16 protein-coding genes and 1 pseudogene are annotated in these 21,329 nt (G+C 46.9%); 15 read left to right on the top strand and 2 right to left on the bottom strand.

From position 1 onward, the window contains the following. Window positions 1-583, top strand: a 583-nt coding sequence (locus tag ACFPXP_RS11070; protein ID WP_379894264.1) for a hypothetical protein, incomplete at its 5' end; no start/stop codon positions are given. Window positions 584-646: 63 nt separating this feature from the next. On the opposite strand, the gene ACFPXP_RS11065 is transcribed toward ACFPXP_RS11070, so the two are convergent. Continuing rightward, a complete protein-coding gene (locus ACFPXP_RS11065) occupies window positions 647-1,393 on the bottom strand; it encodes a tyrosine-protein phosphatase (protein WP_379894263.1) in 747 nt (248 codons plus the stop codon). Between the two features lie 629 nt (window positions 1,394-2,022). Here ACFPXP_RS11065 and ACFPXP_RS11060 point away from each other — a divergent pair. Both ACFPXP_RS11060 and ACFPXP_RS11055 read left to right on the top strand, forming a co-directional pair. Beyond that, window positions 2,023-5,283, top strand: coding sequence for an FIMAH domain-containing protein (locus ACFPXP_RS11060; protein WP_379894262.1), 3,261 nt, complete (start codon window positions 2,023-2,025; stop codon window positions 5,281-5,283). Between the two features lie 145 nt (window positions 5,284-5,428). Further along, entirely contained in the window at window positions 5,429-5,986 is a 558-nt protein-coding gene (locus ACFPXP_RS11055; RefSeq protein ID WP_379894266.1) for an HXXEE domain-containing protein, read from the top strand. A gap of 4 nt (window positions 5,987-5,990) precedes the next feature. On the opposite strand, the gene ACFPXP_RS11050 is transcribed toward ACFPXP_RS11055, so the two are convergent. Next, complete coding sequence (locus tag ACFPXP_RS11050) at window positions 5,991-6,854, bottom strand: helix-turn-helix domain-containing protein (RefSeq protein ID WP_379894261.1); 864 nt, start codon at window positions 6,852-6,854, stop codon at window positions 5,991-5,993. Between the two features lie 144 nt (window positions 6,855-6,998). On the opposite strand from ACFPXP_RS11050, the gene ACFPXP_RS11045 reads away from it, so the two are divergent. The 12 genes and pseudogenes from ACFPXP_RS11045 to ACFPXP_RS10990 all read left to right on the top strand — a co-directional run bounded on the left by ACFPXP_RS11045 (window position 6,999) and on the right by ACFPXP_RS10990 (window position 21,254). Then, window positions 6,999-7,940, top strand: coding sequence for an aldo/keto reductase (locus ACFPXP_RS11045; protein WP_379894260.1), 942 nt, complete (start codon window positions 6,999-7,001; stop codon window positions 7,938-7,940). Window positions 7,941-7,953: 13 nt separating this feature from the next. Further along, window positions 7,954-8,967, top strand: coding sequence for a zinc-binding alcohol dehydrogenase family protein (locus ACFPXP_RS11040; protein WP_379894259.1), 1,014 nt, complete (start codon window positions 7,954-7,956; stop codon window positions 8,965-8,967). A gap of 247 nt (window positions 8,968-9,214) precedes the next feature. Further along, entirely contained in the window at window positions 9,215-10,567 is a 1,353-nt protein-coding gene (locus tag ACFPXP_RS11035; protein ID WP_379894258.1) for an ABC transporter substrate-binding protein, read from the top strand. 85 nt (window positions 10,568-10,652) lie between these two features. After that, window positions 10,653-11,558, top strand: a complete 906-nt coding sequence (locus ACFPXP_RS11030) for a carbohydrate ABC transporter permease (RefSeq protein WP_379894257.1) — start codon at window positions 10,653-10,655, stop codon at window positions 11,556-11,558. A gap of 17 nt (window positions 11,559-11,575) precedes the next feature. Next, on the top strand, window positions 11,576-12,391 hold the full coding sequence (locus tag ACFPXP_RS11025) for a carbohydrate ABC transporter permease (protein ID WP_379894256.1): 816 nt from the start codon (window positions 11,576-11,578) through the stop codon (window positions 12,389-12,391). A gap of 93 nt (window positions 12,392-12,484) precedes the next feature. Beyond that, window positions 12,485-14,899, top strand: a complete 2,415-nt coding sequence (locus ACFPXP_RS11020) for a glycoside hydrolase family 95 protein (protein ID WP_379894255.1) — start codon at window positions 12,485-12,487, stop codon at window positions 14,897-14,899. A gap of 207 nt (window positions 14,900-15,106) precedes the next feature. Next, a complete protein-coding gene (locus ACFPXP_RS11015; RefSeq protein ID WP_379894254.1) occupies window positions 15,107-16,939 on the top strand; it encodes a cache domain-containing sensor histidine kinase in 1,833 nt (610 codons plus the stop codon). After that, entirely contained in the window at window positions 16,917-18,479 is a 1,563-nt protein-coding gene (locus tag ACFPXP_RS11010; protein ID WP_379894253.1) for a response regulator, read from the top strand. Before ACFPXP_RS11015 ends, ACFPXP_RS11010 begins: the two co-directional genes overlap by 23 nt. Then, window positions 18,457-19,752, top strand: coding sequence for an ABC transporter substrate-binding protein (locus tag ACFPXP_RS11005; protein WP_379894252.1), 1,296 nt, complete (start codon window positions 18,457-18,459; stop codon window positions 19,750-19,752). The genes ACFPXP_RS11010 and ACFPXP_RS11005 overlap by 23 nt, the downstream gene beginning before the upstream one ends. Before the next feature lie 79 nt (window positions 19,753-19,831). Further along, window positions 19,832-20,317 carry a hypothetical protein gene (locus ACFPXP_RS11000; protein ID WP_379894251.1) on the top strand — a complete coding sequence of 162 codons (486 nt, stop codon included), beginning with the start codon at window positions 19,832-19,834 and terminating at the stop codon, window positions 20,315-20,317. An 88-nt stretch (window positions 20,318-20,405) separates the two neighbouring features. Next, window positions 20,406-20,756 (top strand): annotated as a pseudogene (locus ACFPXP_RS10995) (IS1595 family transposase); the annotation flags it as partial. Window positions 20,757-20,822: 66 nt separating this feature from the next. After that, window positions 20,823-21,254: a GNAT family N-acetyltransferase gene (locus ACFPXP_RS10990; RefSeq protein ID WP_379894265.1), complete on the top strand. Its 432-nt coding sequence runs from the start codon at window positions 20,823-20,825 to the stop codon at window positions 21,252-21,254. Window positions 21,255-21,329 lie beyond the last annotated feature (75 nt).

Below are 21,329 nucleotides of genomic sequence, written 5' to 3'. Positions count from 1 at the left end.
CTTATACCTTGTAGACGAAATTCGTTCTACCGGGCATCCTGTTGCCTTCTTTAGACTCAAGTGTTCTTGGCCCCCGCTTTGTTCCAGCGACAACGGTAATACGAGGAAATACGGCTTTCACAGAAAAGAGCAGCAAGTGGATCAGACAACAGAACATTTCGATCATCGGAAGTGGTGGTTGGAACAGAAGAAGTTTGTCTACCAATCCGCCATCGAAACCTTTCAACTCGAACCGATTGCTGATCCTTACGATTACATCCAAGAGCTCCGCGCGGAAAGAAGCACCAGAATCGTCCTTGAAACAAAAGATGGACTGGGGGTCATCCCACTTGGAACCATTCAACCTAAAGAGCGCTATGTTCCGCACCCATGGAGCAGTGGGGAAATTCTATATCAGGAGATAGATGAACTGGAGTCTTTTCTGGGCTCAGCAGCTGCAGAAACAATATTATCCTTTGTGCGGGATTACCAAGCTCAGTACATCATGCACTTGAAATCGCTCCAAATCGTATGTGATAAGCTGGAACAGATGGGCTTAGGTGCGGAAGCGCAGAGGTTGATGAATTGTACACATATTCTATGATTCGCTTATGCGAGCATAAAGAGAAGTGCCCAGCGAAGGCACTTCTCTTTTCGAATTGGCGGATTAAGATACTACCGCATCTTCCATTTTTACCAAGCGTGGTTTCACCCGGTCCAGCACCGATGGCTCCACGCCCTTAGCCAATAAATACTGCTCTACGCTTTGGTGATGAGCTACAAGATGCTCGTAGGCTTTAACGATGTAATCTCGGTGCGAGTACAGAAATGACGTTGGAATATGATCGAACACGATTTCTTGCTTCTGCACGGACTCTAAGCAGGAATAAGTAACTTCATAATTGGAGACGATATCTTTCTGCGCTACGCCTGCCAGTCCGAGCAGCAGCATCGCTAATACCCCGGTGCGGTCTTTTCCTGCTTGGCAGTGGAACAGAACGCAGCCTTCTGGTGCATCGGCAATCGTATCGAAGATACGCTTAACGGCAGCATGATGATCTAACAATTCAATGTAGAAATCGCCAATGAACGCATCTTCCGCTGGACGTTCCATCTCAGAGACTTGACGTGTAATCAGAGGAATATTGTGATACGTACAAAATGACTCTCCCGCAAGCGGATTGGGATGGGTCTGCATTTCATCTTCTCCGCGTAAATCAATGACGGTCGTTACCCCATATTCTTTTAAAAATTGCTTGTCCTCTTGTGTCATTCGGCTCATATCGCTGGATCGTAAAAAACGATGCCACTCCGTTTGTTGGCCTCTGCTTGTACTGTATCCCCCGAGCTCTCGGCAATTTTCGATACCTTCCAGCGGCAGGCGAACCCAATGCAATTTCGCATTTTTCTTCATCCATGATTCCTCCTTATCGACTGCATCCTAATTTAATTTTGTATTTCAGCTTCGTCGAGGCCAGCTCAATGACAATCTTAAGCAGGCAGATCATGATGATGGCGTCGTTTGAGCATCGCTTTCATTTGGTTAGCCTAACATTCAATATACTAAACTCGTGTTAAGCGAATATTTGTTGTATGTAAAACTTATAGACAAATATTTATCAACAAAATCAAATGAACATGATGAGGAAGCATCAATATACGCAAATACGTTACACCATCAACACATCCGCCAAAAGGAGTGTTAGTGTTTTTTTGCGGCCTTTTCAGATCCTGCATAAGTGTTATATTTTCCTTCGGTGCGAACACGTGGGGAAGACGATTCGACCAAATGTTCTTGCACTCTCTTTGCACTATTTTAGCCGTACTTCGCAGCAGAAAATGCAAAAATGGACAATTGAATTGCAAAGGATGCTGTGGGTAAGATGTGTTCAAAGGAGGTGAGCAGAAGGTGAAGTGATGACCATCTAACATCTTGTAAACGATTACATTAGATGTTCAATGCAGCGGAAATTGGACTGGGGAACATCAGGCATAGCAGTTTCAAACGTTGATCTTTGAAAAAACAATGGATGGAGGTACGGCATGAAGAAAATATTGCCTTTATTTCTAATGATTGTTCTATGCTTTTCTGTTTTCCCTCCTAACACATCTACGGTGAGCGCAGCATACAACGAGCTTCCAGCATTCCCCGGAGCTGAGGGCTTCGGTTATGCAGCGAAGGGAGGCCGCGGCGGTGAAGTGTATCATGTCACCAGCTATGAGCTGACGGGTCCGGGAACGTTCCACGACGCGCTAATGACGGCTGGCGATACGCCGCGCACGATCGTTTTTGACATCTCGGGCGAGATCACAATACCGCGCATCGTCGTGCGGAATAAGTCCAACATTACGATTGCGGGTCAAACCGCACCTGGAGACGGGGTTACAATCAAGGGGCACAACATTCGCTTCATTGATTGCAACGATATCGTTATTCGCTACATGCGTTTCCGCATCGGTATGCACGACTTCAAAGACGATACGATGTATTTCGAAAACTGCCAAAACGTAATCATTGATCACTCCACCTTCTCATGGGGAACGGATGAGGTTTTATCGATACTCAGTAAAGATTACGAGAATCCAAAATCCAAAAACATCACAGTACAATGGTCGATCATTTCAGAAGGTCTCCTGACGCATTCCATGGGCGGGCTGATCGAAATGAATACGATCACCATGCATCATAACCTCTATGCGCACAACAATGACAGGAATCCAAAAACCAAAGGTCAGATTGATTTCGTCAACAATATCGTATACAACTGGGGAGACTATCCGTATGTGGCTGGCGGCGAATCTGGTACGAAAGGCTACGGCAATGTTGTCGGCAACTATTTCATCGCCGGTAAAAATTCTAAAAATCCCGAATATGCAGTTGTACGCGGGAATGAAAACTACAGCTTGTATCTCCACAATAACCGCATCGACAGCAACAAGAACGGAGTATTGGATGGTACAGATACCGGCGCTGGCATGATGGAAGAAGCAAGGCCAAGCGTATTGGTGCCTGAGCGCTTCGCATATCCTCCGGTACATACCCAAGAACCGGAAGTGGCTTATGAATATGTGCTTGAACATGCGGGTGCGTCCTTAGTCAGAGATCTCATCGATGAACGCACGATGGACGGCGTGAAATATCAATATGGCGTCATTATTGGTGACGAAAATGATATGGGTGGATATGCTCCACTGAAGCAGGCGACGGCTCCTGCAGACACGGATCGGGACGGTATGCCTGATGCGTGGGAGGAAGCGAACGGACTCGATCCAAATGATCCATCCGACCGCAATGGGGACCGCAACGGAGACGGATATACGAACCTCGAGGATTATCTGAATGAACTCGCTGCTCCAGGTTTCCCTGAAGAATATCCTATGGAGCCGATTCCATGGTCTGGTCCAGTCTTCACTCCACCTCAGCCTGAACCACAGCCGGAACCGAATGAGCCGGAACCTGGACTGGATATTATTGCTCCGATGTATGGGGATATCATCAGAAGCGCGGTGGTTAATGATAACAGCAGCAGCGGGCTCGATAATGCGAAGGATTGGTCGATACAACAAAATCTGCAGCCGGGCGATTTGGTAGCGGGCGACAGGCAGTATCAATTCGTGTCCATACAGGAACATGTGAAAGGCTTGGAATATGTGCGTTCTGCGGTTGACTCGAGAAGCGCTACGAACGACGATGTGCTGTCCTTCTATCTAGCTGCGGATGCGGATGTATACGTGGCACTCGATACGAGAGTATCACCGGCTTCGTGGCTGACCTCGGCGTATGAAGATACAGGGGAGTACATTGAGGATACGCAGCCTGTGCAGTTCCAACTGTATAAAAGGCATTATGATGCAGGCTCCTATGTGGTGACGGGAAAGAACAATAACTCCAAACGCATGAACTACTTTGTCATCGTGAAGCAGACGAATTCGCAAGAAGCACCTCCGGCGGAACGTCCTTCAGGACTTGCGGCGAATTTATCGGACGGTGGATCTGTGACGCTGGATTGGGCGCCGGTATCTGGAGCAGAGACGTATTTCGTTTACCGCAGCTCTTCGAATGATCCAAGCCAAAGAATTATCGCGAGCACGGCTGTGCCGATGCTTGTCGATTCAAACACTGAACTCGGGGTGACCTACGAATATCATGTATCTGCGGTGAACGGCGGAGGAGAGTCTCTTCCTTCTGATCCGGCAGAAGTGTTCAACTATGATCCGAATGTGCCTGCTCCTGCAACACCACAAGGACTCCATATTCCTGTAACGCGCAGCATGAGTGTCGTGCTGGAGTGGACACCTGTGGAACAGGCTGTAAGTTACAGCGTATACCGGGCAGAGGGTACGGACAGCGGTTACGTGAAGATCGGCAGTACGGCTGGTGCGGAATACACAGACAGCAATGTGAAGCCTTCAACGACCTATTATTATAAAGTGCAGTCGATGGGCATAGGAGGCGTGTCGGAGTGGTCCGCGCCTGTTAGTACAACAACAAAGCCTCCGGTAACGATGCCGCAAGCACCGACCGGTTTAACGGAGGTTTCCTCAGCTCATTCATCTTTCGAAATCAAGTGGGATCCGGTAGGCAATGCGGAAAGCTACAATATTTATCGCAAGGCGAATGAAGAAAGTACCTACTCTCTGCTGGGGAGCACGTCATCCGCTTCGTATGTGGATGGCAGCGTCAGCGTCAGCCGATCGGGTTACAGCTACAAGGTGACGGCTGTCAATGAAATGGGAGAAAGCGCGCAGTCAGATGATATAACGATTACAATGCCATTACCTACCGCTCCAATAGATTTTGAGGCAGGCTGGGTCGGCGATACGTTTGTTGGCTTTATTTGGACATCGGGCAGTGGTGAAAGTCAAGTGAACGTATACAGAGAAGCGAACGGCGTCGTGGAATATGTAGGTTACGGCAAAGTCAATACGTTCTATGATCGAACTGCGCAGCCGGGCGTCGAGTACACCTACTATGCCAAGGGTGTGAATGCAAGCGGTGAATCGGAGATGTCCAATACCGTTACGGTGACACCAGGATACGTGACGGTCTTGGAAAACTGGATGGAAATATTCCAGACATCCAATGATTTATCAGGTCCGCTGGTTCACCAGCTATCGAATACTTTGCGGCAGGCGCAGCATCATTTAGACAAAGGCTCAGTGCAGAAAGCTGTCCAATTTGCCGAGAAATATTTGGAGCAGTTAGGTGAAGATGCGCATCAGGAACATGTTTCGGCCTTAGCGAAGTGGATGCTGTCCAAATATGCTGAAGAGTTCATTACGTTTTTGCAAGCTAATGAATAGATATGAGGAATAAGACATAAAAAAGGAAGGGGCATCCCTTCCTTTTTTATTTGGTGCATTGCCCGCAATCTGGATATCCATTATAATGACGGCGGAAAACATTGTTATTTATTCGCATATAAAGGAGAGCTTGTACTTGATTTCGATGCTAGATTCAGCGATCAGTGTACCATCGCTTATTTGGTTGTTTTTAGTCGCCTTTATGCTTCACGATTTTGAAGAGATTATCCGCATCGAGCCCTGGTTTCGGCGGCATCACAGGCGCATATTTAGTAAAGTGCCTGCACGGTTTCATAAGGATCTGCAGTCCTTCTCACGCATGACGTCATCGCAATTCGCCGTCGCGGTTTGCATCGAATTTATCATATTCATTCCAGTTACCTACTTGGCAGCGGAAAAAGGAATGTACTTGATGTTTTTAGCTTTTAATGCGGTGTTGCTGCTTCATGTGTTCATGCACATCGGGCAAGCGCTGTTTGTAAACATGCTCGTTCCGGGTGTGACGACGGCAGTGTTCATCACCTTGCCTTATTCGCTGTACTTATTTTACAGGCTGCTGCATGAACAGCTCATCGAGTGGTCTGACATATGGATCAGCATTCCGTTCGGACTGACACTCATCCCGATCATATTATTTGGGCACAAAACAGGAGAGAAGCTCATCCCGGCAAGTTCATCTACCAATCATCTTCATAAAATGTAACGGTTCATACCCGGTATTTTTTCTTGTATTCGGTAGGGGTAATCCCTGTAATTCGTTTGAATGTTTTATAGAAATAGGACGTGCTCTCGAATCCGCAATGGGAGGCAATGACCTCGATATTCTCGTCCGTTGTGACAAGCTGTTCCTTCGCCATGACGATTCGTTTGCTGAGAATAAAATCCGTCACATTCATTCCTGTCCACTGCTTGAATACTCTTGAAAAATGGGGTGGTGAGACGGAGGCTTTCGTACTTAAATGCGATAAGCCGATGGGCCCTGTCAAATGCTGATCAATGTAAGGCAGAATCTCCTTCATCCATTTCGGCATGAGCGCAAAAGCTTCACCCAGAGAAGGGTCTGATGTGAAAGAATGGCGATTTAAACACAAGAGCAGGTGCAGCAAATGAATGACGATCGCTTGAGAGTACCCGAAGCTTTGATGTACACGTTCGTGGTGCATTCGGCCCAGTAGTTCCTCCACCTGACTCCTCACCGCACCTGCCAGCTCCATTTTATAAATACTCTTTTTTCGGGCAATTTCAAAGCATCGAATCGGGGAATATGCATCATCGCCTGCCCATTTCATCAGCAACGGACCGAAGAATAAGGCCGTAGAAGTGACCGGCTCTCTCTCATCGGGGAACGCGCGGTGGATCGTATTCGGAGGCAGAAGAAACAAATCGCCTTCCCTCATATCGTAGAAGGTGCTGCCTATAAAAAATCTCCCCAAGCCTTTGTATACATAGACAAGCTCATATCCATCGTGAAAGTGATCAGGCAGCTCATGCTCGGGCTGCTTCGTATTTTGATAGACCAAATCGAATGGAAAAGGATTGTTTTCAATCAGTTGTTTACGGATAGGATTCATGATGCTCGATCCTTTCATTAGAGCCTAAAGTAAATCTATTATATCAAAATCGAGCACAAATAAGTGAAAATCGTTGGTTTTCATCTTTGATATGAACGGTAAAATGAAAGATATGAAGTTCATGAAAGGGTGGGATCATCGAATATGAAATATAGAACACTGGGAAAAACAGGCTTGGAAGTATCGGCACTTAGCTTTGGCGCATCATCGCTGGGCTCCGTATTTCGTGAGGTGAATGAAGCCGAATGCATCCAAACGGTGAATACGGCATTGGATCTTGGAATCAATTTCATCGACGTGTCGCCCTATTACGGATTAACCAAGGCCGAAACGATGCTGGGAAAGGCGATTCGGAACATCCCGCGCGACCGGTTCTATCTTTCCACGAAGGCTGGCCGCTACGGTGCGGATGAATTCGATTTCTCAAAGACGCGCATCATCCGCAGCTTGGATGAAAGCTTGAAGCGGCTCCATACGGATTATGTAGATATTTTATTTTTGCATGATATTGAATTTGTACCGGCTGAGATCATTTTGGAAGAGGCGCTTCCTGCACTGGATCAATTGAAGCAGGAGGGAAAAATTCGTTTCAAAGGCATCAGCGGACTGCCGCTGCAGCTATTCGAAACCTTCGTGCCGAAGGTAGAGCTGGATGCGATCATTTCGTACTGTCATTATTCCTTAAACGATACATCGCTGCTCGATTTGCTGCCGCTGTTGGAGGAGAAAAATATCGGACTGGTGAACGCTTCTCCGCTGTCGATGGGATTATTAAGCACACGGGAGGCAGCAGATTGGCATCCTGCACCTGAAGAGGTAAAGAGGGTATGCAAGCAGGCTGCAGACTACTGCACTTCACGTGGTGAAGATATCGCGAAGCTGGCCGTGCAGTTTTCAACTTCGAATGAGCGTATTCCAACAACGTTGGTGAGTACAGCGAACCCGGATAACATCCGTAAAAACATTGGCTGGTTGGAAGAGGAAATGAATACGGAGCTTCTGGAGGAAGTAATCGATCTATTGAAGCCTGTTCTGAACAAAACCTGGTCTAGTGGAAGACCTGAATATAATCAGCATAATGAATAAGGAGGGCGTTCATATGAAAGCGATCGTATGTGAAGAGATCGGACGTTTTAAACAGATTGAAAAGGAAGCACCGGTGCTTCAGGATGGAAATGCGATGGTCCGTGTGAAAAGAATCGGCATCTGCGGCACGGATCAGCATGCATACCGCGGCAACCAGCCGTTCTTTACGTATCCCCGAATCCTTGGACATGAGCTGGCGGGAATTATTGAAGAGATTGGTCCCAATGATGGGGGGCTAAAGGCAGGAGACCAGGTGACGGTCATTCCTTATTTGGAATGCGGTCAGTGTATCGCCTGCCGCAGCGGCAAACCGAATTGCTGCACGCAGGTGAACGTGCTAGGGGTTCATATTGACGGAGGAATGCAGGAGCGGATCTCCGTTCCCGTCTCTCATCTCATTCAGACGAACGATCTCACCTTGGATCAGACGGCAATTCTGGAACCGCTGAGCATCGGTGCCCATGCTGTGAATCGTTCGGACATGAAGCCGGGTGAAACCGTGCTCGTGATTGGAGCGGGGCCTATTGGACTCGGCGTGATGGCTTTTGCTAAGTATAAAGGGGCACGCGTCATCGCGATGGACATCAATGACAGCAGGCTCGCTTTTTGCCGGGAATGGGCAGGCGCAGATGAAACGGTGAACGCGCTAGAAGATGCCGGAGCACAGCTGGAGCTGTTAACGGGCGGTGATTATCCGACGATCGTTTTTGATGCCACAGGCAATGCGAATTCGATGATGCAGGCTTTCCAATTCGTCGCACATGGCGGAAAGCTGGTCTATGTCGGTTTAGTGAAAGCGGATATCACGTTTCATGACCCGGACTTCCACCGGCGGGAAATGACGCTGATGGGCAGCCGCAATGCGACCATGACAGACTTTAAGGAGGTCATGGAAGCGGTGAAGCAGGGGAGCATCGATGTGGATCGTTATATTACGCACCGTGCGACGTTCGATGAGATGGCAGGCCGCTTTGAGGAGTGGCTGAATCCGGAATCGAAAGTCATTAAAGCGATGGTAGAGCTGTGAGTTTTAAATAGCATAGTTGATCAGAAAAAGCCTCAAGCAAGAGGCTTTTTCTCATTTTTAACGAGATGCATTTCACCAGATCGGATAAACCTTTTTTCGGCTTTTTCGGAATAATCCATATGAATTGCCCGACATCCTCCATACCTCGCTTTGGTGACAATCGTTATAATGAGTACATACAGGACGACTTCGAAGCGTCAATAAAAAGAAGTTTAAATTATGATGGAAACGCTAACAGGGGGGACGAATGAAAATGAATCAAATGGTAAAAAGAAGTTTGGCTGTGCTGCTTGCAGTGTTTATGGTCGTCATGGCGGCGGCATGTGGAAACAACGATAACAATAGCGGGAATAATGCGAATTCATCTGGGAACTCGGAGGCGGCAGGATCTGAGGAAAAGGTATCCCTGAATATGTGGACATGGCATCCGTCTCCAGAAGTATGGGAGCCGATTTTAAATAAATTTTATGAAAAGTACCCGAATATCAAAGTGAATGTCAGTGTATATCCTAGCTTGGATTATCAGCAGAAGGTGCCGATTGCGCTGACGACAGGTGAAGACATCGATATCGTCGGAGTACAGGCAACAGCCTTCGCGGCGCAAATTGAACCTTATCTGGAACCGATGGACGGCCTGATGAAGGAATATGTCGGTGCGGATTGGGAAACGAAATACGATGCCAGTTCCATCGAGCAGGCTAGAAAAATTACCGAAGAGTTCGTGACGGCTCCGGTGGGAAGCGCCGGTGCGATGGTCATCTATTACAATATGGGCATTCTGAAGGAACTCGGTTTAGAAGCGCCTCAGACGTATGAGGATTTGAAAGAGATCGCAAGCGTCTTAAAGGAGAAGAAGCCGGATGTGATGCCAATGGCGATTGGCGGCAAAGAAGGCTGGACGCTGGATGAAGTGGTGCTGTCTCTTCTTGGACAGCAAACAGACTTATATAACGATATTCGTTACAATCAGGCTTCATTCAATACGCCAGAATACGTCCAAGCGATTCAAGATTTTAAGCAAATGTTTGAAGATGGCGTCATGACGGAAGATGTGATGGACCTAGATTACAGCCGTTCTCTCGAAGTATTCTCTAACGGTCAGGCAGCCATGTTCGTGCAGGGAACTTGGGAATCTTATCTGCTGTCGGAGCCGATTCGGGCTGATAAGCAAATTGCGCTTGAAGATGTTGGCTTAATGGCATTCCCAGCAGTGAGCGGCGAAGGTACGCCATCCATTCGCTCTTTCATTGATATCGGCTTGGGCGTGACACAAACATCAGAGCATAAGAAAGAAGCAATGGACTTCATTCGGTTTATGACGCTGGAGGAAGGGGCAGACATGCTGGGAGATCAATTCATCGTCGTGCCAAGCAAAGTAGGATATACACCGCAGGCAGAAACATTGACGAGTGATGAGGCCAAGGCATCTTACGAGCGTATGGTGGAGCTGGTTCAAAACCCATCCGCCGACCGGAACAACCTATCTTCTCTAAGTGCCATTATCGGAAGCGAGCTGCAGAGGGTGATTCTTTCCGGACAAGATATCGAAACGACGGTTAAAAATATTCAGAGTGAATTCGAGACGGGTAAATACAACTAGCATGATGTCATCTGAGGGCTGCCGCAGTTTACTTATGTAACGGCGGCAGCCCTTTCATCGTTCATACAGATAGGGGAGGGGAAGTATGGAAACAGCCAGATCCAAAGCAACTTGGTCGAGGAAACTGAAGGACAATGTGGCAGGATATCTGTTTATTTTGCCGACATTGATTTTATTTGGCGTATTTTTTGTTTTTAGTTTTTATTTTTTGATAAAAACCAGCTTTCAGGATGTTAATCTATCATTTTTGAACGCAGAGTTTGTAGGTTGGGACAATTATAAGCTGGTTCTATCCGATGATCGTTTTTTTAAATCCGTTTTCAACAACTTCGTACTCTCTGCATTTGGTATTTTTGTAAGCTTGACGCTGGGATTTCTGGTTTCGATCTTTCTCAGCTTTAAATTCCGAGGCAGCCGTCTACTGCATGGTATTTACTTTTTGCCTAGCTTGCTGCCGATGGCACTGACGGCTTCCGTATTCGGATTAATGATGGAGTACAAATTCGGTACGTTAAACGTGTTTTTGCGGTCGATCGGATTGGAAGAGTTTGCGCTTCGCTGGTTGGGAGATCCGCAGCTGGCTCTGTACTCTGTCATGTTCGTATCGATTTATTTAATAGGGATTCCGATGATGTATTACACATCTGAATTAACGACGCTGAACACCGGAATATTGGAGGCGGCGGTGATCGATGGTGCAGGCATGTGGAAAATTATCGGCTTTATCTTATTCCCGCTTCTCAAAAACTCACACAAAACGATTATTTTATCCATGCTGCTTGCCAGCTTCCGGGAATTTGAACGCGTCTTCTTAATGACGGACGGAGGGCCTGCGGGCGCAACCGAAATTACATCTACGTACATTTACCGATATGTAAAAATGGGAACCGATATGGGATATGTATCCGCCGCATCTGTCATTATACTGTTGATCGCACTCGTCATTTCCTTTATTCAGCTGAGTGTTTACCGGAGATCTTCACGTAAATAAACCTGAGGAGTGGGATTATGGATTTAATCGTTTCGAATAAAAAAGAAAAGACCGTGATCTTTCTGTTTTTTCTTGTTCTTACATTGCTTTGGGTATTTCCTGTATATTCCGCGATTCGAAACTCGCTGCGTGTGAATGGAATCGATAATTATATATACGTCCTTACACATAAGATTGCGGATATTCCAATTTACCTTACGTTTTTCAACTCGTTATTTATCGCGTTAGCGAATGCGACGCTCATTTTATTCATCGGTTCAGTCGCAGCCTACGCCTTCTCCAAAATTTCTTTTAAGGGCAAAGAAGGCATCTATATCGTGGTGCTAATGTGTTTGTCCATTCCGGCTGCCGTAACACTCGTTCCATTTTTCTTCATTTTGAAAAATATCGGCATGTACAATTCCTTATGGGGAGTCGTTCTTGCGCAAGTCGCGATGAATTTACCGTTTGTCATATTGGTTTGCCGCAACTATTTCGATGGACTGCCGAATGACTTATTGGAGTCGGCTCGAATCGACGGAGCGAACATCTTTCAAATTTTCAGCCGGATCTATTTGCCGATGGCCAAGCCGATCTTAGCCAATATGGGGATCTTGTCGATTATGTGGTCGTTCCAGGATTTCTTATTCCCGCTCATGTATTTAACGGATAAAGATTTAACGACGGCGACGATGGCGATCAGCAGCTTTAAAGGGGTATTTGGTATGAATCCGGCGGATGCTGGCAGGTATAATGCCGCACTCGTCATCTTAGGAATTCCGGCAATTCTTGTCTTTATATTCGCACAGCGATTTATTGCACAAGGAATAACCGCAGGTGCTGTAAAGGAGTAATACGCGAACCATTAGGCACTTCGACAAAAGACGGTTTTACATGATGAACTATGTGAAGTGAAAGGATTGAAGCACTTCGAAGGAGGCGATTAGATGAAGCTGTTGTACAGAAGCCCGGCTTATGCGTGGACCGAGGCGCTTCCCATCGGCAATGGACGTTTGGGAGCGATGGTGTTCGGAGGGATTGAGACGGAGCATCTTCAATTGAACGAGGATTCCCTTTGGTCGGGATTCCCGCAAGCTACGAATGTTCCCCGAGCGAAGGAGGTGCTTCCTGAGGTTCGGCGCCTGCTGATGGAAGGGAAATATGAAGAGGCGGATCAGCTCTGCAAATCGATGATGGGTCCGTATAATCAATCCTATTTGCCGATGGGTGATCTATATTTGAGATTTCAGCACGGTAATCTGTCGGACAGCAGCACGCCGTTCGAAGTGTCAGAATGGCCCTATCGCAGATATCTGGATTTAGAATCGGGGACGGTGAAGGTGCTTTATCGGGTCGGGCAGACCGAATATACACGGGAAATCTTCAGTTCATTCCCTGATCAAGTGATTGCCATAAGGCTGCAGGCGGACCGCCCGGGAAAAATCAGTTTTACCGCAGGCTTTGCGAGCAAGCTGAAATATCGGACGAACCAAACGGAGGAAGAGTTGATCCTGGAAGGCCTATGCCCGGAGCACATCGATCCGAGTTATTATGACACAGAGCAGCCGATTCAGTATGCAGATTGGGATACAAGCCAGTCCATGCGCTTCCAAGCAAGGTTAACGGTTCAGCATGAAGGTGGAAAGTGCCATGTCGACCGTGACGGGCTGCATGTCGCAGGTGCGGACAGCTGCACGATCTACCTCGCGGCTGCGACGAGTTTTAACGGTTTTGACCGCAAGCCTGATCTGCAGGAAGGTAAAGATCCGGCCAAGCTGATAGAAGAGGTTCTCTCGAAGGCTGCGGTTTACAGCTATGATGAACTGTACGCACGCCATGTTGCTGACTACCAATCCTTGTTTCATCGAGTGTCTTTTACGCTGGAAGGAAGCTATGATACGGAGAATTTTCCGACAGACCGCAGAATTGCGGAATACGGCGCAAAGGATCGGAAGCTGATCGAACTGCTCTTTCATTATGGAAGATATCTTCTGATCTCGAGCTCACGTCCAGGCTCACAGCCTGCCAACCTGCAAGGGATATGGAATGATGAGGTCAGACCGCCGTGGAGCAGCAACTGGACGCTGAATATTAACGCACAAATGAATTATTGGGCCGCGGAAACATGCAATCTCTCCGAATGCCATGAACCGCTGCTGAATATGACCCGAGAACTTGCCATAGCTGGAAGGGAGACGGCGAAGGCGCATTACGGAGCTCGGGGATGGGTCGCCCATCATAATACGGATATTTGGCGACAGTCGTCTCCGGTCGGCGATTACGGTCAAGGGGATCCAGTCTGGGCCATATGGCCGATGGGCGGCGTATGGCTTACACAGCACTTGGCTGAACATTTCCGTTTTACATTGGACACGGATTATTTAAGGACAGAAGCATACCCCATTATGAAGGAAGCCGCGCTGTTCTGTCTCGATTGGTTGATTGACAAAGGGGACGGAACACTAATTACGGCACCATCGACTTCACCGGAGCATCGCTTTATTACGCCGAATGGGAATGCGGCGGGTGTGAGTATAGCATCGACTGCAGATATCGAAATGATCTGGGAATTGTTGTCGAATTGTATTGAGGCCGCCGAGCTATTAGGTACAGATGAAGCTTTGGTCCAGGAGTGGAGGAATGCGCTGGAACATCTGCAGCCGCTTCAGATTGGAAAGCATGGCCAGCTGCAGGAATGGTCCGAAGATTTTGAGGATGAAGAACCACAGCATCGCCATAACTCCCATTTATTTGCGATCTATCCAGGAAGACAGCTGACTCCTTCCGAAACGCCGGAGCTGTTCCAGGCTGCTAGACGTACTTTGGAAAGGAGAGGCGATGGAGGAACGGGCTGGAGTCTTGCGTGGAAGATCGGTCTATGGGCTCGATTCCTTGACGGTGAACGTTCTCTTAAACTGATCGATCATTTGCTTCAACTTGTGGATGAGCGGGAATTGATGAATTATCATCAAGGCGGTGTATACGCGAATTTGTTCGACGCCCACCCGCCGTTTCAGATCGATGGCAATTTCGGATTTACGGCAGGGCTGGTGGAGATGCTCATGCAGTCTCACGAGGGATACATTCACCTGCTGCCTGCACTTCCGTCAGATTGGACGAATGGACGTATAGCGGGTTTGCGTGCGCGAAATGGTTTTGAAGTATCTATCGATTGGAAGAACGGAGGCTTGCGGCAGGCCGAGATTCTCTCCTTGGCAGGCAAAACTTGTACAGTGAATTATCGGGAAGCCGTTGTTGTCTATGAGGATGGTATTCAGATTGGCCGCAGCGATGATTCGGGCAAGCTTGTTTTTTTAACTGAAATCGGTCATCGGTACACGATTCAACCGATCGAAAAATAAATATGACGTTTAAAAGCTGGGACACGCACAGAGGTCATTGTGCCTGTTTCCCAGTTTTTTCTTTTGCCGCAATTATCCCGTTGTTTTGCTATAATAGGTGGATATCTCGGAATTCTCCATATGGAATATCGGGAATTTCCATAGGTAAAACATGCTTAAACCTCTTACAATTTAATGAAAGAGCAAGCTGCCTGATGAGGTGAATCCATGTTTAAAACATTAAAGTACCAATACTATCTGTTCATCTCATTATCCTTGGGCGTCCTCGTAATCCTGTTGGCGACGAATGTGATCTTCTATTTGTATACAGAATCGATCATTGAGAAGAACATCGTCCAAAACAAACTGCAGACAACACAAAAAGTACAGGAACAGCTTGATGCGATGCTGACGGAAATGAACAACATTTCTATTTCTGTAAACGCTTCAAATTATATACAACAGGTGCTGCGAGATATTCCGTACGACCGAAACGAGAATTATTTCGATAACGAACCGCAGGTCAGCAAGGAAGTTCGGGATGTTCTGTATTCGATCACAAGTCTTCAGCCGATTAAAGGCAGCATCGTGATTGTATCCAGATATATGGACTATATCAGCCTAGGTAGCAATGCAAATCATCAAACGATGAGCAAAGAAAACGTGGCGGACGTGCCGGGGGTCCCGGAACTGATGCAGACGAACCGGATTAGTATGGATCATATTCTGCTGCTGCCGCACAAGGAACGCTGGTCTGAAGAGGGGAAGCAGGTCATTTCATTGATTCGTCCCATTCGAGATAATTTTAATGTGTATGGCATTATTGAAATCAGTTATGATCTGGAGCATTTCGAGCAGTTGTTCTCCTTTAATGAGGACAGCAGCGGTGCTGGTTTTATGATTGTTGACGAGCGGAATAATGTGGTGCTTAATCGATTGTCTGAGGGAACCGGACTTTCGGAGTCGGACTTTTTTCGCGGCGATTTGTTTACACGCTCCTCCGGTAATTTGGAAATGAAAGGAGCGGGTGGCAGTACCTACGCGGTTACTTTTGCCAAATCCGGAAATGAAGATTGGGTCATTGCAATGGTGGAAGACATCAGCGCGTACAAGCGTCCCATCATTGTTTTACGCAATACGACCATCGCCATCTACATTTTAACCGTCATGATAACGCTCGTATTTCTATATATCTACACACTTGGAATTACCCGCCCTATTCGGCGGCTGAAGCGATCTATTCTGGATATGGATGCGAAGGATCTAAACAAGTTCGTGTACAGCTCAAGTACGAATAATGAAATCATGCTGCTTGGACAAGCATTCAAAAATTTGCTGGACGAGATTCAGATTCACATTAAACGAACGGAGCAGGCTCATCGCAATGAAATGACGGCCAATATGGCTGCGCTGCAGGCTCAAATTAATCCGCATTTTCTGTACAATACGCTGTCTGTCATTAGTGCGCATGGTCTGAAGAAGGGGAATCACGATGTGGTCGAGATGTCGACGGCGCTGTCTGAAATGTTTCGTTATGTCACGAAGCAGGACAGCAGACAGACGATCATTGCGAAAGAAATGAAGCATATCCAAAATTATTTGATGCTGATGGAGCGCAGATATGAGGGACTGTTCCAATATGAGATTGATATGGATCCCGGCATCGGGCACGTACAGGTTCCTAAACTGGTGCTCCAGCCGTTCGTCGAAAATATGTTCCAGCATGCCTTTGCTGCCCGCAAGCCGCCTTGGCGTATTCAGGTGAATACGATGGTGACCTTAGATCGGTGGTGTATCGAGTTTATCGATAATGGTGTCGGTATGGATGAACAAACGATTGGGCGGTTTTATGAACGCATTGAGAAGTTTAAAACAACGGGGGAAATGTTGGGGGCCGATCAGGAATCGGAAGGCATCGGCGTCGTCAATGCTTTTTCACGGCTGTACTTGATGGATCCCGAAGGAGCTTATATTAGCTTTCATAACCGGGAGGACGAAGAAGGCGGAGCGATGATCCGAATAGGAGGGACTTATAAACATGTATCGAATCGTGCTGATTGAAGATGAACCCCCTATACTGCAAATGGCCAAAATTCTCATTGAATCGTTTCAGCCTGGCTTCGAGGTGTCGGGATGTGCGTATAACGGCGAGGATGGCATGGCTCTCATTCGCGAACAGAATCCGGATGTAGTCATTACAGATATCCGTATGCCGATGATGGACGGGCTGACGCTGATTCGTGAATTGTCGGCAGAGCAGCCGGATATCGAATGGGTCATTTTATCCGGTTATGCCGAATTTGATTATGCGGTAAAAGCATTAGAGCTGGGTGTCAGCGATTATATTTTGAAGCCTATTGATCCTGCTCAGCTGAAGAAAGTGCTGGAGAAGCTTGCCGTACAGCTTGAACAGAAGCGGGAACTTCACATGCGGGAGTGGATGCTTCGCAGCTTTCGGGAAGGCGATTTCCCCGAAGAAGGCGCTTCGTGGTTTCAGGAGGAAGTATACTGTCCGATCCTGCTTGTGGCAGGTAATCTGGCTTCTAATCTTCACGATCCCATGAACCCGGGGAAGGATTTCTTTGGACCATCGTTCTTGGACAGATTACGGGGGCTGAAGCCGGAAGCGGTTCGATCACAGCTGCTCGTCGAAGGGCTGGCTTCGAATCAAAAGCTGCTTCTGCTGGGCGGGGGACGTGAGCTGGAGGAAGAGGAGATGGTAGATCCACTGCTCTCGCTGCTTGAAGAGAAAGAAACCGGAAGCATCCCGCTGCACGTGTTCGTGGGCAGGTCGATCACCTCCATTCATGATGTCCCGGATTCGATTCAAGCTTTGATCAGCAGTTCCCATTCCAGGCTGCATATCGGCAAATCCGAAGTGGTTCGTATGTTTGTGGAGGAAGAAAGCCCAATGAATTATACGGAAGATAAAGGAACCTGTGACAGATTGATTCGGGAGACGGAATTTACGATATTTCAGCAGGAACTGTTATCTTGGGCGAGGAAGTGGCAGGAGCGTGCATACTCGCAAGCTCGGGTGGAATGGATTTTCAACCGAATCGTAGAAGGATTTCATGCAAGGATGAATCAATTGGCTATAGACAGCTGGGATCTGCAGGAGCTCTTTGCCGCGTATACCGACGATCAAGATTTAATTCATGCTTTTCTGCAGCTTGTCCAGGATGCCTATTTTGCTGACGCACAACACATGGATGGTGCTAAATCAACTTCGGCGGATTTGGCGGAGGAGATTTCCGTTTATCTGCAAAGCCGATTCGATACTCCTATTTCATACGATGATTTGCAGGAGAAATTTGGCTACCATAAGGATTACCTTGCTCAATTATTTCGGCAGCGTTTTCATATGTCCCCTAACAAATATTTGGTCCAACTGCGTATCGAGCATGCGAAACAGCTCATGTCCGTACATGCCGATCTGCCTCTAAAGGAAATTGCCGCTAGAGTAGGGTATGAAGACCCATTGTATTTCAGTAAAGTGTTCAAAAGCTTGGAAGGAATGAGTCCATCCAAATTCAGAGAGCGCCTGATCTCTGGATCAGAGGTGGGAGGATCCTGCGATGTACAGGTCAAGAATGATTAGGATCATGTTAGCGGGGCTGGTGTTGTTTCTCGTCATGAATGTGTGGTGGCTCGTTTCATTGTTTAGGCCGGAGCAAGCAGAAGCGCCTGAAAATAGTCCAACGACGTTAAAGCTCTTGACGAGTGAGGTATGGCTGAATGAGCCGTATGTTCAACGTGCCATTGAAAGCTTTCAGCAGAAGACAGGAGTGGAGCTGGACATTGAAACGGTGCCAAGCAACTCTGCTGCTTCGATTATTAAAAAGAAGTTTGCCGTTAATGTCATACCAGACCTTGTCATGTTTTATGGCGGAGCGCAGATGCAGGCACTTCATCCGGAACAAAGCTTTGTTGCATTTTCTGAGGCATCTTGGGTGAAGGATTTAAAGCCGTTTGTCATTCCGCAAATCACGAACAATTTTGAAATTTATGGATTTCCCTTATGGGAAGGTTCGATTTTTGGCGTGATCTATAATAAAGAGATTTTTCAGGTGCTTGAAATTGAAGTGCCGACCAGTTTGGAGACGTTTTATGAGGCCTGCGAGCAGCTCTTAGATGCGGGAGTAATCCCATTTTATATGGGATTCAAGGATGTTTGGCCTGTCTATCCTCAATTCGGACTCAGCATGATGTCATCCAATTATTCGAATATGGTAGAGCGTCTGAACCGAAACCAATTGAAGCTGACGGAGATGCCCGAGATTGAGGTGTACTTGGATTGGTACTTGACGCTTGCAAATCAAGGGTATTTAGGCGATGCCTTCCCGAATAACAGCTGGGAGGGACAGAACGAGGCGCTTCGAAGCGGGGAGTATGCGATGGCCATCGGATCAGATACCTACATCCATACCGAATTGCAGGCGGAAGGGGAGGAATCCCGATTTGGACTCATGCCGTTTTACTTCGGCTTTCAACCGGAAGGGAATTATGTCCGCAATGATCTGATGATGATGTATGTCAATGCGAATAGTCCAAATAAAGCGTTGGCTGAGCAATTTATAGAATTGACGGCGGGTTCATTGGATGATGCATATCGGGACGTATTTACGGAATCGTTGTTCCATCATGTTGCGACCGCTAAGATGACACCGGAACGCTCGGAGCTTGCCGCATCGCAGCAGGAACGAATGATCGTAGACGCTTATTCTTCACTGGTCATTGGATTTAACCCAGAGGAAATGTCGGTTCCTATTGAAGAAATGATGCTGAGCCGGATGACGTTAGAGCAGGCGGTACAAAAACTGGAGGAAATTAGAGCAGCCAATGCCCGGAATGAAGGGACACCAGGATTTTAAATGGAATGAGAAGGGGAGGGGGAATTATGCAAGAATTGTCGAATCATTTAGAATAGACAACGAAGAAGAGGAGAATGACATGGGGCTATTCGGCAAGCTGTTTGGCAGGAAATCGGCAGGACATATTATAGGTAGAATGAAGATGGAGCTGGCCAAGGATGGCCTTCGGCATCCGGAGCTGCTTCATATATTGATTCAAGATATCAGAAAAGGACATGAAGAGGCCATCCCTCAGATCGTGAGAAGGATGGGAAATGCGTTTCGGCATCATGCGGGTATGTCGCAGGCCGATGGCAGAGCTTATTTGGATCATCCGTTCATGCAGAGTCTGATTGAAGTGCATACACTCGAGTGCTATAAACTTGGCTACAGTCTGGGCAGCCAGATTCGAATTGGTCAGGCGGATGCGGAGTATCAGAAGGAGATCGGTATTCTGTGTCAGGAGCAGGTAGAAGAAATGAAGGCTGAAGCAAGACAGACTATTCGAGACGAAAAGGTGATTGAGTGTTTTATCATCACTTGCAAAGAAGCGTTCGATATCGGTGCCAGCGATGGGGCAGCTTAAAAAGAAAAAGGGCAGCGATTCGCTGTCCTTTTAGCACGATTAAGGCACCATATTCAGTATTTCCTCAACCCATTCAGGATTTTCGACGATTGGCATTCATAGATCTGAGTCGAACGTGCTATGCACTGATTCGTGGAGAGCATTTAGTTCCTATGCGAACTCAAAGGGCTTGGCTCATTACAGATTCAAATCCGATGGAAAACAACGGGTAAAAGGCGTGTACCATATCCAGAACGTAAACAGTTACCACAGTCGCTTGAAGAAATGGATGGACCGCTTTAATGGTGTTGCCACCAAATATTTGCAACAATATTTGACATGGTTTCTTTTTATAGATAGCAAGGAATATGAGAATAAGAAGAATATGTTGGTGAAATCGTGCCTGTTTACTGTAACCGAAACGAATACCAAACTTCGGCTTTCTGCTTATTCTTGCTAAGCTAACGGGGCAGGATAAGGAATTTTTGAAAGGTTATTGATACAATAGAAAGGTGGGAGATTTTTTATAGTAACAAAACGTCTTATAATTAGAGAAATGGTGCAGTCCGATTATGATGCATTGTGCAGAATATTGTGTGATGAGGAAGTAATGCGTGCTGCTTATGAAAGTGCATTCAACTTAGAAGAAGCACAAAATTGGCTTAACAGACATCTTAAAAGATATGAAGAATATGGTTTTGGACTTTGGGCTGTTGTATTAAAAGAAACAAACGAAATGATTGGTCAATGTGGCTTGACAATGCAAGACTGGATGGGGAGGGGAATTTTGGAAATAGGTTTTTTGTTTCAAAAAGCGTATTGGCACAAAGGTTACGCAACAGAAGCGGCAATTGCTTGCAAGGAATACGCTTTTTCAGTTCTTAATGCAAATAGGGTTTATTCTATCTCAACTTTCGCAGCTTGGAATAGGCAGATAAGCCTTGATGTAATTGGGTAAAGCAGAGATCCATTGCTGTAATTGACACTGAATCAGAGTGGAAAGCTTTTTCCCTGCTTTTGAAGCGACTTCGTG

This window comes from Marinicrinis lubricantis (genome assembly GCF_042658665.1).
Taxonomy (GTDB): Bacteria; Bacillota; Bacilli; order Paenibacillales; family KCTC-33676; genus Marinicrinis; species Marinicrinis lubricantis.
This window is presented reverse-complemented; position numbering and strand designations above follow the sequence as displayed.